12 protein-coding genes and 1 pseudogene are annotated in these 15,629 nt (G+C 66.5%); 9 read left to right on the top strand and 4 right to left on the bottom strand.

Translation table 11 applies throughout. From position 1 onward, the window contains the following. The 5 genes from OR16_RS34910 to OR16_RS34890 form a co-directional block, all read left to right on the top strand. Positions 1-1,877: hybrid sensor histidine kinase/response regulator (locus OR16_RS34910; RefSeq protein ID WP_006163582.1), on the top strand; the 1,877-nt coding region annotated here is incomplete at its 5' end. Continuing rightward, positions 1,874-2,896, top strand: a complete 1,023-nt coding sequence (locus OR16_RS34905; RefSeq protein WP_006163578.1) for a chemotaxis response regulator protein-glutamate methylesterase — start codon at positions 1,874-1,876, stop codon at positions 2,894-2,896. The genes OR16_RS34910 and OR16_RS34905, both read left to right, overlap by 4 nt. Positions 2,897-3,008: 112 nt before the next feature. Next, positions 3,009-4,019 (top strand): response regulator, encoded by a 1,011-nt coding sequence (locus OR16_RS34900; protein WP_043422288.1) that lies wholly within the window; start codon positions 3,009-3,011, stop codon positions 4,017-4,019. Between the two features lie 173 nt (positions 4,020-4,192). Then, entirely contained in the window at positions 4,193-4,900 is a 708-nt protein-coding gene (locus OR16_RS34895) for a response regulator transcription factor (RefSeq protein ID WP_006163575.1), read from the top strand. 11 nt (positions 4,901-4,911) lie between these two features. Next, complete coding sequence (locus OR16_RS34890) at positions 4,912-6,825, top strand: sensor histidine kinase (protein WP_006163574.1); 1,914 nt, start codon at positions 4,912-4,914, stop codon at positions 6,823-6,825. 18 nt (positions 6,826-6,843) lie between these two features. Here the strand turns inward: OR16_RS34890 and OR16_RS34885 are convergent, their stop codons facing one another. The 4 genes and pseudogenes from OR16_RS34885 to OR16_RS34870 all read right to left on the bottom strand — a co-directional run bounded on the left by OR16_RS34885 (position 6,844) and on the right by OR16_RS34870 (position 10,979). Then, entirely contained in the window at positions 6,844-7,140 is a 297-nt protein-coding gene (locus OR16_RS34885) for a helix-turn-helix transcriptional regulator (RefSeq protein ID WP_006163572.1), read from the bottom strand. Positions 7,141-7,345: 205 nt separating this feature from the next. Then, positions 7,346-8,848 (bottom strand): tripartite tricarboxylate transporter permease, encoded by a 1,503-nt coding sequence (locus tag OR16_RS34880; RefSeq protein ID WP_006163571.1) that lies wholly within the window; start codon positions 8,846-8,848, stop codon positions 7,346-7,348. A gap of 12 nt (positions 8,849-8,860) precedes the next feature. Further along, positions 8,861-9,202: pseudogene (locus OR16_RS34875) on the bottom strand (tripartite tricarboxylate transporter TctB family protein); the annotation flags it as partial. 244 nt (positions 9,203-9,446) lie between these two features. Next, positions 9,447-10,979, bottom strand: a complete 1,533-nt coding sequence (locus OR16_RS34870) for an MATE family efflux transporter (protein WP_006163569.1) — start codon at positions 10,977-10,979, stop codon at positions 9,447-9,449. Positions 10,980-11,288: 309 nt separating this feature from the next. Between OR16_RS34870 and OR16_RS34865 the strand changes: the two genes are divergently transcribed. The 4 genes from OR16_RS34865 to OR16_RS34850 all read left to right on the top strand — a co-directional run bounded on the left by OR16_RS34865 (position 11,289) and on the right by OR16_RS34850 (position 15,628). Continuing rightward, positions 11,289-11,639, top strand: coding sequence for a hypothetical protein (locus tag OR16_RS34865; protein WP_006163568.1), 351 nt, complete (start codon positions 11,289-11,291; stop codon positions 11,637-11,639). A gap of 217 nt (positions 11,640-11,856) precedes the next feature. Beyond that, positions 11,857-13,743: a hypothetical protein gene (locus OR16_RS34860; RefSeq protein WP_006163567.1), complete on the top strand. Its 1,887-nt coding sequence runs from the start codon at positions 11,857-11,859 to the stop codon at positions 13,741-13,743. Beyond that, positions 13,725-14,975 (top strand): hypothetical protein, encoded by a 1,251-nt coding sequence (locus OR16_RS34855; protein WP_202801118.1) that lies wholly within the window; start codon positions 13,725-13,727, stop codon positions 14,973-14,975. The genes OR16_RS34860 and OR16_RS34855 overlap by 19 nt, the downstream gene beginning before the upstream one ends. Beyond that, the gene (locus OR16_RS34850; protein ID WP_006163565.1) at positions 14,972-15,628 is read left to right on the top strand and encodes a DUF1266 domain-containing protein; all 657 of its coding nucleotides are present in this window, start codon (positions 14,972-14,974) and stop codon (positions 15,626-15,628) included. Before OR16_RS34855 ends, OR16_RS34850 begins: the two co-directional genes overlap by 4 nt. The last annotated feature ends 1 nt before the right edge of the window (position 15,629 follow it).

The following is a 15,629-nucleotide window of genomic DNA, read 5'->3' as shown; positions in this document are numbered from 1 at the left end:
AGGCCGCGGCGACAGACACCATCGCCCCTGCGCCACCCGAAGGCCCCGCGGCCGGCGCGGTCCTTGGTGCCGGCGTGGCCACGGCACCGGCCACGTTCCCGCCCGGCGAAGCACCCCGCCAGCCGGAAGTCCAGGAGCGCATGCTGCGCGTCAGCGCCGATACGCTCGACCAGTTGCTGGCGCTGTCCGGCGCGGCGATGGTGGAGACGCACTGGCTCAAGCCCTTCGGCGGCGCCTTGCAGCAAACCCGGCGCGTACAGATGCGCGCCCTGCAGGCGCTCGACGCCCTGCAGGTAACGCTCGCGGCCAGCGCGGCCGATCCCGCCGCCCACGCCGCGCTGGGCGAAGCGCAGCGCCTGTTGGCCGAAAGCCACCAGCAGCTCTCGCAACGGGTCTCGGAACTGGAGCAGTATGACCACCGCACCGGCCAGCTTTCGCACCAGCTCTATGACCGGGCGCTGGCCAGCCGCATGCGGCCCCTCGCCGACGGCCTCACCGGCTACTCGCGCATGGTGCGCGACCTGGGGCGCTCGCTGGGCAAGGCAGTGCACCTCGAACTGGTCGGCGAGAGCACCAAGGTCGACCGCGACATCCTGGAGCAGCTCGAAGCGCCGCTGGCGCACCTGCTGCGCAACGCGGTGGACCATGGCATCGAGCTGCCCGAGGCACGCCGCGCCGCCGGCAAGCCGGCCGAAGGCCGCATCACGCTGAACGCGCGCCATAATGCCGGCCGGTTGATGATCGTGATTGCCGACGATGGCGCCGGCGTGGACCTCGACGCCTTGCGCGCAGCCATCGTGCGGCGCGAGCTAGTGCCCGAGGAATCCGTGGCCAGGCTATCGCAGGCCGAGCTGCTCGACTTCCTGCTGCTGCCCGGCTTCAGCATGCGCGAGACCGTCAGCGAAGTGTCCGGGCGCGGCGTCGGGCTCGACGCCGTGCAGGACATGATCCGCCAGGTGCGCGGCAGCATCCGCCTGACGCAGGAAAGTGGACGCGGCATGCAGTTTCACCTGGAGTTGCCGCTCACCTTGTCGGTGGTGCGCGCATTGCTGGTGGAGGTCTCCGGCGAGGCCTATGCCTTCCCGCTGGCCTACGTCATGCAGGCCATCAACCTGGAGCGCGGCAACATCGAGCAGCTGGAAAACCGCCAGCACTTCCGCTTTGGCGAGCGCCAGGTCGGGCTGGTGAGCGCGGCGCAGGTCCTGCAGCAGGCGGAGACACGGCGCGACGAGGACACCGTGCCGGTGGTGGTCCTGGGCGATCACGAACGCACCTACGGGGTGGCGGTGGACCGTCTGCTGGGCGAGCGCATCCTGGTGGTGCAGCCCCTGGTGGCAAGCCTCGGGAAGATCAAGGACATCGCCGCCGGCAGCCTCACCGAAGATGGCACGCCGGTGCTGATCTTCGACGTGGAGGATATGGTCCGCTCGGTGGAAAAGCTGCTATCGGAGGGCAAGATCGACCGCATCCGCCGCGGCGCGGAAGCCGCTCCGGTACGGCGCAAGCGCGTGCTGGTGGTGGACGATTCGCTCACCGTGCGCGAGCTGGAGCGCAAGCTGCTGGCCAACCGCGGCTATGACGTCACGGTGGCGGTGGACGGCATGGATGCCTGGAACGTGCTGCGCGCGGAATCCTTCGACCTGGTCATCACCGACATCGACATGCCGCGCATGGACGGCATCGAGCTGGTCAGCCGCATCAAGCGCGAGGCCCGCCTGATGCACCTGCCCGTGATGGTGGTCTCCTACAAGGACCGGGAACAGGATCGCCAGCGCGGCCTGCAGGCCGGCGCGGATTATTATCTGGCCAAGGGCAGCTTCCAGGACGCCGCGTTGCTCGATGCGGTGCAAGACCTGATAGGAGAAGCACGCGCATGAAGATCGGCATCGTCAACGACTCCCACCTGGCCGTGGTCGCCCTGCGGCGCGTCATCGCCCTCGATCCCGCGCTGGAAGTCGCATGGGTGGCCGAGGATGGCGAGAGCGCCGTGCGCATGGCCGCGGCGCGCACGCCCGACCTGATCTTGATGGACCTGCTGATGCCGGTGATGGACGGTGTCGAGGCAACGCGGCGCATCATGGCCGCCACGCCGTGCGCCATCGTGGTGGTGACCATGGATCTTGGCCGCAACGCCAGCCAGGTCTTCGATGCCATGGGACAAGGCGCCATCGACGCCGTGGATACGCCCACCTTGACCCAGCCGGATTCGCAACTGGCAAGCGGCCCGCTGCTGCGCAAGATCCGCAATATCGGCCGGTTGCTGGAGGGCCGCACCGGACCGGCGCGCGTGGCCGCGCCGCAAAGGCACAGGGCCAGCGCCGAACGTCTCGTCGCGCTGGGCGCGTCGGCCGGCGGCCCGGCCGCGCTGGCCGCCGTGCTGGGCAGCCTGCCTGCCGGGCTCACCGCCGCCGTGGTCGCGGTCCAGCACGTGGACGAGGCCTTCGCGGCCGGCATGGCGGACTGGCTGGACGCGCAGTGCGCGCTGCCGGTGCGCCTCGCGCGCGAGGGCGAGGCGCCCCAGCCGGGCACCGTGCTGCTGGCAGGCACCAATGACCACCTGCGCCTGGTCAGCGCGTCGCGCATGATCTATACCGAAGAGCCGAGCGACTACCTGTACCGGCCGTCGATCGATGTTTTCTTCGAAACCGTGGCGCAGCACTGGCGCGGTGACGCCGTGGGCGTGCTGCTCACCGGCATGGGCCGCGACGGCGCGCTGGGCCTCAAGGCCATGCGCGAGCGTGGCTACCTGACCATCGCCCAGGACCAGGCCAGCAGTGCCGTCTACGGGATGCCCAAGGCGGCCGCCGCCATCGGGGCCGCCAGCGAAATCCTGCCTTTGCAGCAGATTGCCGCCCGCATCGTACGGGCATGCAATGCCATCAACAACCAGGGGTAGCACAGGGGCGCTAACAACATGATGCAAAGCAAACCTGGCCGCGCGCGCACCCGCGCCGCCGCGCCAGGGTCATTTTGTTAGCGTCTCCAGGTCGGAGAGCACGAGGAAGACAATGTCACAAGATACAGACCATAAAGCCCCACCGCGCCCGGATGAATATTTGGCCATGGTGCTGCTGGTGGACGACCAGGCCATGGTAGGTGAAGCAGTACGGCGCGAACTGGAGCCCGAGCAGAATATCGATTTTCATTATTGCGCCAAGCCAGACGAGGCCGTTGCCGTGGCCGAGCGCACTCGTCCCACGGTCATCCTGCAGGACCTGGTGATGCCCGGCATCGACGGCCTGACGCTGGTACGCCGCTACCGCGCCAACCCGGCGACGCGCGATATCCCCATCATCGTGCTCTCCACCAAGGAGGACCCGCTCATGAAGAGCGCGGCCTTTGCCGCCGGCGCGAACGATTACCTGGTGAAGCTGCCCGACACCATCGAGCTGGTAGCGCGCATCCGCTATCACTCGCGCTCCTACCTCAACCTGCTGCAACGCGACGAGGCCTACCGCGCGCTGCGCCAGAGCCAGCAGCAGTTGCTGGAGACCAACCTGGAGCTGCAGCGGCTGACCAACTCGGACGGGCTGACCGGGCTGTCCAACCGGCGCTATTTCGACGAGTACCTCGGGGCCGAATGGAAACGCGCCAATCGCGAGCAAAGCCAGCTGGCGCTGCTGATGATCGACGTGGATGCGTTCAAGGCTTACAACGACACCTATGGCCACGTGGCCGGGGATGAGGTGCTGCGCCGCGTGGCCGGCGTGATCCGCGAGAACTGCGCGCGCCCGGCGGACCTGCCTGCGCGCTTCGGCGGCGAGGAGTTCGCCATGATCCTGCCGTCCACCTCGCCCGGTGGGGCGCGGCTGCTGGCCGAGAAGGTCAGGCGCGCGATCGAGGGCTTGCAGGTGCCGCATAGCGGGTCTCCGGTGGGGCAGCATGTGACTGTCAGCATTGGCGGCACGGCGATCGTGCCAGCCGCGGATGCGCCGTTCAGCCGGATCGTGGAGATTGCTGATGCCGGGCTTTATCAGGCCAAGCGCAACGGGCGCAACCAGGCCGTGATGACTGCTTGAGCCTTGGCGTTGTGGTTGCCGCTGCGGTTTCACCCCACCGCGGCGCGGCTCGCCGCCGAATTGACCATCTCCGGCGCCAGCGCTACGATAAGCCGCCAGACGCCATCCCATGAATATGGAGTACCGCCCCCCGCCGATCCAGGCCATAGTCAAGACTACCCCCAGCCCAAACCATGCGCTCACAGAACCCGTCTGCGGTCCCGGAAACCGATATCCACGTCCTGCTGGTCGAAGATGACCCCGCCACTAGCGCACGCCTGCAAAGCGCGCTGGGCAGCATGCCGGGCATCCAGGTGGTGGCGGCCTGCGCGCAGCGCGCCAGCGCCTGCGAGTGGCTGGCCGCGCACGAGCCCGACGTCCTGCTGTGCGACCTCGGGTTGCCGGATGGCTCGGGCATCGATGTCATCCGTCATGCGCGCCGGCTGCACCCGCGCTGCGACTGCATGGTGATCACCATGTTCGGCGACGAGGCCAATGTGCTGGCCAGCATCGCCGCGGGCGCCACTGGCTACCTGCTCAAGGACGAATCCGACGACAACCTGCACGCCTCCGTGCTGGCGTTGCGCGCCGGCGGCTCGCCGATGAGCCCGGTGATCGCGCGCAAGGTCATCACCCGGCTGCGCAGTGCCAGCGCCCCGGGCCTGCCAGCGCCGGACACGCCAGGCACCCCGGGCGGGGACGTGACGCTGTCCGCCCGCGAAACCGAGGTGCTCGACCTGATCTCGCGCGGATACACCTATGCGGAAACCGCCGGGCACCTGGCGATCAGCGTGCATACCGTGCAGGCGCATATCAAGAACATCTACGGCAAGCTGGCGGTCAACTCCCGCACCGAGGCCGTCTTCGAAGCCCACAAGCTCGGCCTGTTGAAAACCTTCTGAGGCCAATGCCAATGGCCCTGCTGCCCATCCCGAGGCTGGCGCGCACCGTTGCCTTGTGGCTCGCCTTGTGCTGCGTGGCCACGGCCTGCGGCGGCGCCCGCGAGGATCCGGCGCAGACGCCCGCGGCAGACCTGGCAAGCCAGGTGCTAGTGCTGCGGCAAGCGCTGGCCGTGGTCCGCCCCGGCGGCGCCGGGCAAGGCCCCGCGCCAGCACCGGCCGAGGTCGCGCTGCCCCACGACTGGGACCGCATCTACCCCGGGCGCGACGGCACGGCGGCTTACCGCATGACCTTTGCCTATGGCGGCGTCGGGCAGGACATCCCTGCGCTGTACCTGGCGCGCGCGGCCAACAGCTTCGAGATGCATCTCAACGGCAAGCTGTTGGCCGCCTCCGGCGCCATGGACGCCCCCGTCCTGTACGGTGGCCAGCGCCCGTTGTACATCCCCGTGCCCGAGGCCATGCTGCGGCCGGACAACGAGCTGACGATCACGATCGCCGCCCGCGCCAATGCCAAGGCGGGCCTGTCGCGCATCGAGTTCGGGCCAGGCCGGCTGGTGCATGCGCACTACCAGGGCGCGCTCTGGTTCCGCGTGATCGGGCCGTTGGTGATCACCGCGCTGAGCCTGTTGCTGACGGCGATCTCGCTGCTGATCTGGTGGCGCCAGCGCGACCCATTGTTCGGCCTCTATGCGCTGGCCGAGATCGCCTGGTCGGTCAGCGTGGTCGAGCGCCTGCTGGAGAGCGCTCCGCTGCCGCTGCACGCGTGGCAGGTGCTGGTGCTGGCCAGCCGGACCGTATTCATCGTGGCGACCGCCCGGTTCGCGCTGATCATCATCGACGTTCGCTCGCCGTGGCCGGCATGGCTGGTCACCGCGTTCTTGTGGATCAAGCTGCCGCTGATCGTCGTGATGACGTTCCTGTTCAACACCCTAATCCTCAAGCTGTTCGACTGGTCCATCAACATGCTGCTGGCGTGCGGCATCGCTTCCGCGCTGGCCTGGGCGGCGCTGCGGCGCCCTAGCCGCGAGCGCCTGGTGCTGGCCGCCACGGTGGCGCTGGCGAGCGCGCTCAGCACCGCCGACGTGATCCGCATCCAGTTCAGCAATGATTTTTACTGGGACACCTCGCTGACCAAGTACGTCTCGCAGCTCTTCAGCCTCAGCATGGCCTGGCTGCTGGTGGACCGCTATACGCGCACCATCAGCTCGCTGGCCGAGCTCAACCGCAACCTGGACCGCAAGGTCGCGCAAAAGGAAGAAGAGCTGCATCTGCTCTATGCGCACTCGCGCGAGATCGAGCGCGAGCAGGCCACGCTGCGCGAGCGCGGGCGCATCATGCGCGACATGCACGATGGCTTGGGCAGCACGCTGGTCGGCGCGCTCAGCCTGCTGCGATCGGGCCGTGGCACGCCCATGGTGCTGCAGCAGCATCTGCAGCAAGCGCTGGATGCATTGAAACTTTCAGTGGATGCCATGCAAGACACCGGCGGCGACCTGGCCGTAGTGCTTGGCAACCTGCGCTACCGCCTGCGGGCGCGCCTGGAAGCGGCAAAGCTGCAAGTGGACTGGCAAGTGGAGCGGCTGCCGGCGGTGGCCGGCCTGACCCCGCAGATCGTGCGTGAGCTGCAGTACCTGCTGCTCGAGGCCTTCTCCAACGTCATGCAGCATGCCGGCGGCGCTACGGTGCAAGTGGTGGCGCGCAGCCTCGCGGGCACCGCTGGCGGCGCCGAGGCCATCCTGATCGAGATCCGCGATGATGGGTGCGGCTTCGATGCACACTCCGGGCCGCAAGGGCATGGCCTGGCCAACATGCGCAACCGCGCGGCCGCCATCGGCGGCGAGCTGTCGATAGCGTCTTCGGCGCGGGGCACTACCATCAGCCTGCTGCTTTACCCGCAGCGGTGGGCCGAGGGCGAGGCGGCCTGAGCGGCTGCCGGGAGCAGCCTAGTCCGTCTGCTCGATATCGCCTTGCAGCGCGCCGAGGTGCGAAAGATAGCTGTTCAGCTCTTCGCGTCCGCTATCCGTGATGCAGTAGACGCGGCCACTGCCTTCCACCAGCTCCGCCGTGATCGCGCGCGCGATCATCAAGCTGCGCAAGATGGGCCTGAGCGAACGGATATTCTTGTCCACGCCGTGCTCGCGCAGGCGGTCAACCAGCGTCATGACCGTCGACGGGCTCGACTGGACAAGCTTCAGGATGTACAGCTTCGATACGAAGCCATCTAGTGTTGGCGCTCTCATGCGGCTCCTGTGACACACCTGCCAGCGGTGCGATAGAGCAGATCTACCTATGCAGCCCGGGCGCTGTGAGCGTGGCCGGGCGTGTTCCCTGCAAGCGGCCCGGTCGGCACCAGGTGCGCTCGCTTAAAAAAACGGGGTGCACGAGGCACCCCATTTCTTGCATTGCGCGCGCCAGCAGCAGGCCGGCGCGGGTGGGGCTTGACGACTACTCTTCCTGGAACGCCTCTTCGCGCTTTGCCTTGATGGAAGGCAGGGCAACGATGGCAACCAGCGAAGCCGCTGCGATCAGCAGGCCTAGCGACAGCGGGCGGGTCAGGAACACGCTGAACTCGCCGCGCGACAGCAGCAGGGAGCGGCGGAAGTTCTCTTCCATCATCGGCCCCAGCACGAAGCCCAGCAGCAACGGCGCCGGCTCGCACTTGAGCTTCAGGAACAGGTAGCCGATGATGCCGAAGCCAGCTGCCATGAACACGTCGAAGGTCTGGTTGTTGACCGAGTACACGCCGATACCGCAGAACACCAGGATGGCCGGGTACAGGAAGCGGTAAGGCACGGTCAGCAGCTTCACCCACACGCCGATCATCGGCAGGTTCAGGATGATCAGCATCAGGTTGCCGATCCACATCGAGGCGATCAGGCCCCAGAACAGCGCGGGGTTGCTGGTCATGACCTGCGGGCCCGGCTGGATGTTGTGGATGGTCATCGCGCCTACCATCAGCGCCATCACGGCGTTGGGCGGAATGCCCAGCGTGAGCAGCGGGATGAAGGAGGTCTGCGCCGCGGCGTTGTTGGCCGATTCCGGACCCGCCACGCCTTCGATGGCGCCCTTGCCAAACTCATGTGCGTACTTGGAGGTCTTCTTTTCCAGCGAGTAGGCTGCGAACGAGGCCAGTGCCGCACCGCCGCCCGGCAGGATACCCAGCGCCGAACCCAGGAACGTGCCGCGAAGCACCGCCGGGATCATGCGACGGAAGTCTTCCTTGGTCGGCCAGAGGTTGGTGACGCTGTCGGTGAAAGTCTCGCGGGCTTCCTTCTGCTCCAGGTTCGCGATGATTTCCGCGAAGCCGAACATACCCATGGCCAGCGCGACGAAGTCGATACCATCGGTCAGCTCGGGGATGTCGAAGGAGAAGCGCGCGGCGCCCGAGTTCACGTCGGTACCGATCAGGCCCAGCAGCAGGCCCAGCACGATCATCGCCACGGCCTTGGGCAGCGAGCCCGAAGCCAGCACCACGGCGCCGATCAGGCCCAGGCACATCAGCGAGAAGTACTCGGCGGGGCCGAACTTGAACGCCAGTTCCGACAGCGGCGTAGCAAACGCGGCCAGGATCAGGGTAGCCACGCAGCCGGCGAAGAAGGAGCCCAGGCCGGCGGTGGCCAGTGCCACGCCCGCTCGTCCCCGCCTTGCCATCTGGTAGCCATCGATGGTGGTCACCACCGACGACGATTCGCCCGGCAGGTTCACCAGGATGGCGGTGGTGGAGCCACCATACTGCGCGCCGTAGTAAATACCGGCCAGCATGATCAGCGCCGCCACCGGCGGCAGCGTGTAAGTCACCGGCAGCAGCATGGCGATGGTGGCCAGAGGCCCCAGGCCCGGCAGCACGCCGATCAAGGTACCCAGCACGCAGCCCAGGAAGGCGTATGCCAGGTTCTGCAGTGAAAGCGCCGTGGAAAATCCCAAGGCGAGATGGTCAATCAATTCCATATGGCCGACTCCTTAACCAGTAATGAAAGCAGGCCACACCGGCATCTGCAGGTTGATGCCGTACACGAAGGCGCCCATGCTGATCAGCACCAGAACGATCGCGTTCAAGACCGCGCCCTTCCAGCTGAACTCATGGCTGGCCATCGACGACACCAGCACCAGCACGAACACCGACAACACCATGCCGAGCGGCTTGAGCAGCAGGCCGAACAGCACCACCGAACCCAGGATCCACAACAGGGTCTTCAAGTCCCAGCGGGCGAGCTGGTCAGCTTCACCCTTTTTCGATACCGCACCGATCAGCACGAATGCACCGAGCACGGCGAGTACCAGGCCGAGTAGAAACGGAAAAAATCACATACATCACGCCGCGATGTAATACCGAAAGACGAATGAAAGGAAGCCGAAGGGGAATTGAAGGGGATCGAAAGGAAAGCGTAAGGAAAGCACGAGGATCAACCAGGTGCGGACGCGTGCCGGCAAACCCGAGGGCTGCTTGCATCACCTTATCTGGACTGCAACGCCGGATAGGCGGGGCGCGCGGCTTTGGCTTGTTCAGTGGGCTTCGGCTGGCACCGTCGATTTGCGGGGCAGCAGCTTAGTCGGCACCCTGCTTCGATACCTCGCGGGACTCGCCCGCCGACGCCTGCTCGCCGGCACCGCCAGCACCGGCCGTGCTCAGGGCTTCCTCGCACGGTGTGCCCATGCTGGTATCGGGCGCCTGGGGCGCAAACTCCGGCTCCGGCGCCGCCCCGGGCGTCACCGGCAAGATATGGGCGGCGCGCCAGTTGCCAAAGCGGTAATACGCAACGGCCAGCGAGACCGAGACCACCGAGCCCAGTGGAAAGCTCCACCAGATCGCATCGGCGCCGACGGTGCGCTCGAGCACCCAGGCAAACGGCAGGCGCACCACCCACATCGACAGGAACAGGATCACCAGCGGCGCCATCACCGCGCCGGTGGCGCGCACGGTGCCGAACAGCACGATGGTGAAGCCGAACAGGATGAAGGACCACAGCACGATGGCATTGATATGCTGCGCTATGCCGATGGCCGTGCCGTCATCGGGCAGGAACAAGCCCAGCGAGTGACGGTTGAACAGGTAGATCAGGGCAACCAGCGCACCGGTCATCAGCAGGTTGAACAACAGCCCCACACGCGTGACGCGCGTCACGCGATCCCACAGGCCCGCACCCACGTTCTGCGCCACCATCGACGACACGCTGGCGCCGACCGCCAGCGCGGGCATCTGCACGTACGTCCACAACTGCGAGGCCACGCCATAGGCGGCGGTGGTCTGCGAGCCATGGCGATTGACCAGTGACATCATCACGATCGCCGATGACGAGATCACCACCATCTGCAGCCCCATCGGCAAACCCTTGGCCACCAGCGCGCGCAGGATCGCGGTATTGGGGCGCAGGTAGGCAAGCTGGTGGCGGCGCAGCGTCAGGAAGTGGCGGCGGCGGTAAAGCACGATCAGCATCGCGGCCAGGCTCGCCAGCTGCGCGATCAGCGTGGACAGGGCCGAGCCCGCGATGCCCAGCTCCGGGAACGGCCCGATGCCGAAGATCAGCAGCGGGTTGAGGACCACGTCCAGCCCCACCGACAACAGCATGAAATAAAACGGCGTGCGCGAATCTCCCGCGCCGCGCAGCGTCATCATCACGAAGTTGTAGAAATACATGAAGGGCAGCGCCAGGAAGATGATGCGCAGGTAACTGATGGCAAGCGCCCTGGCATCGTCCGGCGTCCCCATCGCGGCAAGGATGTCGGGCGTGAACGCGTAGCCGAGCGCCGCCGCCAGCACCGACAGCAGGACGAAGAAGGTGGTGCTGGTGCCCACCACGCGGCGCGCCTCGGCCAGGTCGCGCGCACCCACGGCTTGCCCGATCATGATGGTGTTGGCCATGCTGATGCCGAACACCACGCCGAGCAGGAAGAACAAGATGATGTTGGCATTCGAGGTGGCCGTCAGCGCCGCCTCGCCGAGGAAATGCCCCACCCACACGGAGTTGATCGAGGCGTTGAGTGACTGCAGGATATTGCTGCCCAGCACCGGTAGCGAAAACAGCAGCAGCGTGCGGCCAATCGGGCCCGTGGTCAGTTTGGCTTTGGATTTTGTTGGCATGTTCGAGGGAGGTCTCGTGTTCTTATCGCGCCTGAGTTCATCGGGGAACGCGGGGCAATGCGATGCGCGATGCCCACGTTCGCCACTATGTCATACCTTGCTGACAGCCCTTGTCGGTAGCCGTCTGTCAGACAGAAAGCCAATTGTAAGCAGTTGTCTGAATCAGGGCACGGGCCCTGTGCGCGAGGAGTCAAACAATGGCGAAATGCAGAACATGCGTGCCCCTTGGCGTCTCGCGGAGCGACCATCGCCGTGTCCCCCGCGATGGCGTCCAGGAGCCGTTCCCATCCATGAACCGTGAGGTCCGACATGACGACGAACAAGCCGATTCGCTTTTTGCAAGCATCCACCGCCCTGGCCGCTGGCCTGCTATGTGCGGCCGCCTTTGCCCAGACCCCCGCAGCGCCCGCCGATAGCGGCAACGCCGCGGTGCCGGCCGGCACGACCCAGATCGAGCCGCCGAAGGATCCGCTGGTCCAGCGCCGCGATGCCAACAAGCAGGCCTCGGACGAATACAAGGCCAAGAAAAAGGCCGCCAAGACCGAGTACAAGCAGGATGTGAAGTCCGCCAAGCAGCAAAAGAGCGCCGAGAAGAAGGCCAACAACGACACCATGAAGCAGGACATGTCGGCCACGCCCGCCGGCGCGCAGAAGAACTAAGCGCGTACGGCAGCGTTCTTACCCCTTACCCCTTACCCCTTACTGGCAACCACGATAAAACGCCCCGCCTCCCCCCAAGGAGGCGGGGCGTTTTTATCGTGGTGATCGCTTGAGCCGCAGCGCCGTTGGGCGAACCATCGGGCGCAATTTCCAGGTCTGTTGCATCTCCGGGTAGAATCGCGCTAGGTGCAAAATAGATCACTTTATGGAAAGAGCCGTGGATATCGATGACAACGCATTGACAGGTGTTCAGCTGGAACAGTTACTGGATCGCCTCGAAGCGGATCTCGAGGAAGGCAATTCAAGCGAAGCCGCCGATTTGCTGGCCAGATTGCGCGCCAAGCCTTTGCGGGCCGATTCCCTTGAGACCATCGACCGGCTGCATACGCTATGGATGCGCGCGGGGGATCCGGAGGCTGCGCTGGCGGTGATCAACGCAGACGGCGCCGGCATGCTGGAAGCCACGCCGCACGACGCACAGGCCGAGCTGCGCATGCACCTGGCGCTCTATCGCCTCCAGATAGCCAACCACGTCAACGAGGAAGAGAGCATCCAGCGTGCCCTCGCTGAAATGCGCGCCATCGTGGCAGAGATGCCGGAGCTGAATGCGGACCGATATCGGCAGCTTCGCGTGTTCGATAGCCTGGAAGTGCGCAAGCTGGGCATTGCGCTGGAGACCATTGACCTGCGCCATGCATTGAACGGGGCCATCGCGGGACGTGCGCCGTTCCGCGCATGGGACCTCGCCGACTATCAGCGGCGGCGCGCCTGGGCGCTGTCGCGCCATGACAGCAACGACGAGGCCCGCGCAGCGGCTGGCGCGGCCATCCTGGCGCTGCAGACGGCCGACGCGGAACAGGACATCGACGAAAACGACTGGCTGCGCCTGGGCAGCGCCCTGATCGGCATCGCGCCCGAGCGCCTTGCCGACTTCCAGCAGGCCGCGAGGGCCCTGACAGCGCAATGGTCCTTGCCGCAGCGCCGTGAGCTGGAAGTCCGGCTGTCCCGGCTCGCGGCGCGCGCCTTGTACGCGCAAGGAGATTTGCCCGGCGCGCTAGACGCCTGCTCCGCCGCGCGCCATAGCCTGTCGTCGAACGGCAGCGATGACTTCATCGAATACGAGCTGCCGTGGCTGATGGAAGCCCAGCGCGTTGACGATGCCGGCCGCCGGGCGTTCCTGCACATCTATCAGGTCGAGGACGAGATGTGGGACGGCGCCGCGCAGCTGGTTCACGCGCGGCTGGCCGATGCGGCCGACGACTCGGCCTGGTGGCCATTGTGCGCCATGCGGGCCTGCAACACGGAAGCGACGCTGGCGGCCTTCGTGTCAAAAGCGCAAGAGGGAGAACAGGCTCTGCGGACCCTCTCCCCGACCCATGAAGCGCTCTTTGGCGCCGTGGGTGAGCAAGTGGATGCGCAGGCCTTGCAGGCGGTATTCGACGCAGCACGCGCACTGGCCGAGCAGCGTTCGCCGGGCCATCCATGGATCGCAAGACTGGCGGCAGTCAACGACGGCGCGGCGGGCCGCATCGATGCCACTGCGCAAGCGGCGCGGCTGTATGCGGCGGCGCAGGAAGGCGGCATGCAGGACAACCGCACGGCCTACGCCCTGTTCGAGGCACGGGTGCAATCGCTTGGGGTGATCCAGACGCTGAAGCTGCCGGCCTTCTCGCTGCCAAGCGGGCTGTGGGCGTACAACTTCGGGGTTGCGCTTGGCGATTTGCTCGGGGAACACCTGGACCGCGTCCCCGCCGAGTCGCGCAACGAAACCTACAGCGATTTCATCAAGCTGCAGATTGCCGCCTACGAACAAGGGCAGGCGTGCCTGGAGCGCTATTTCGAGAGCGGTGCCGGCCATCCGTACGATGCCTGCGCGCACCTCTACTCCATGCTGTGGATGGTCAGCCTGGCGGCCGACACGCTCAGCGGGCTGCAGCGCCACGCCGAGGCCGCCGCGCTCTTCGAGCGTGCCATCGCACTCAATCCGCGCAGCAACGAATACGAGCTCGCCGATGTCAAGGCGATGGAGGAAAAAGTGGCGCTCTACCGCGCGCAAGCCAACCCAGCCGGCAAGAGCAAAAGCTGGTGGCAAGTCTGGAAATGAGTACCGCCAGGCGGACGACGGGCTACGCGCCGCGCAACGCCCTCAATGCCGGTGCCCTGAAGGCGGGCATCGCCGCGCGCAGCCAGGCGCGCGGCGACGATGCCGCGGTGCGCGCCTGGCTGCTCAACCACTTCTATCGCCATCTCGTCGCCAACTTCGAGCCGGCCGTCAAGATCGATTCGCTCGACGGTGCGCGGCAGGCCCTGAGATCCGAGGCGATGCCGGAGTGGGTTGCGGCGCGCTTTGGCGCGCCGGCCAAGGCGAGCGGCGGCGAAGCAGCAACGCCACCGGCCCCGGTCGTCTGGGTGGATCCTGTCGAGCCGCGCCTCCTGGCGCTGGAAGCGCGGCTCGTCGAGTTCCTGACCTCGCGCAAGGGCACCGCTCTGGACGGCAAGCTCGACCGCATCACCTGCCCGCAAGCGCTGGCGCTGTGGGACAAGGAACATGCCGAGATGGCCACACGCATCGAGCGCGGCTGGCGGCAGAGCCAGCCCGAAGCGCTGCGCACCTTGCTGCCGACTTCACATGGCGTGTTCGTGGAATTGCTGCCGGACAGCGCGCAGCTGCGCGCGGAAATGGCCTTTGAAAGCTATGTCATGCGGCATTGCCTGGGGCAGTTTTCCGACCGGCGCGCGCTGTCTGGCGGCTACGGCGAGCGCTATGCCGAAGCGGTGGCGCAGCAGCGCCTGCGCCTGCTGAGTTTCCGCGATACCAGCGGGCAACCGCATATCACCATCAGCGTGCATGTGCTGGCCAATGGCGCGCTCACCGTCGACCAGGTCAAGGGCAAGCAGAACAGGCCGCCCATCGCGCGCTACGTGGAAGATGTGCTCGCCTGCCTGAACGCCCTGGGTACCGACGAGGAAACCCCGGACGATTGCATCGCCATTGGCAGTACGTACACGCCAGCCGGCTGGGCGCGCATTGAGGACGTGGCCGACGCCACGACGCAGACCCGGTTGGTCGCCCGCTACCCACAGCTCTTTGTCAGGCTCAGCGCGCCGACGCCAATGGTGGAGTGGCTGGTCGCCGCGCGCCAGCCTGGCTTGCTGGCGGAGCGTTCGCCAATGGCGGCATCGGTGCGGTATGCCACTCGGCAAATGCCAGGCCCGGGTGACGCGGAGGCGGTTGTCGCCACGGAAGGGGTGCCATGGCCGGACATCTCGCTGTCGCACGCGGGGCAAATCCAGGCTTCGCCTTCGCGAGGCATAGCGGAGCACCGAATCGGATGAATGCCTTCTACTTGCTCCTCGGGGCCTTTGTGCTATGGCGGGTCTACCGCTTCCTGCGCCCCAAGCGTCCCGCTGTGTTCACCCGGCGCAAGCAATGGGCATTGACGTTGGCGCGGCCCATGGTCGATGCCACCAGCATGACGGGCTTTTTCAACCCCGCCTCGGACCACATGAGCGACGCGGCGCGCGCGCTGTTCCGTGTGCAGTTGCTGCATCAGATGGAGTTCCGCGCCAATGCCACGGATGACGAAGTGCGCCAGCACCTCGCCCGGATGTTCGAATCAAGGTGGTTTCGCGCCGACCTGCATGCGCTGCTGCCGACAGACGATCCGCGCGCCGCGCTGGCCTTTGCCTGCGTCCGGATGGCATTTTTTGCGCGCAACGTCATGCTGATGGGCTGGGTCGAGCCGATGGCCGCGTGGCGCGTGCTCCTGCTCAACGCGCAGCGCGCGCAGGACTGCTTTGCCAGCTGGGAAGACTTCGGCCACGCCTTTATCGCCGGCCGCCAGCAATGGCTTGCCGCATTCCGCGCCGACCCTCTGGGCAAGGCCTTCGATGCAGCCAGCTTGCGCCAGCTGCTGGCGCCGCCAAAGGGCGCCTGGGCAGCGTTGGCATGGCCGGACCTGCCGGCTTTCAGCCCCGAGCCACGCTGAG

Origin of the sequence: Cupriavidus basilensis OR16 (assembly GCF_000243095.1) — a bacterium.
Taxonomy (GTDB): Bacteria; Pseudomonadota; Gammaproteobacteria; order Burkholderiales; family Burkholderiaceae; genus Cupriavidus; species Cupriavidus basilensis_D.
This window is presented reverse-complemented; position numbering and strand designations above follow the sequence as displayed.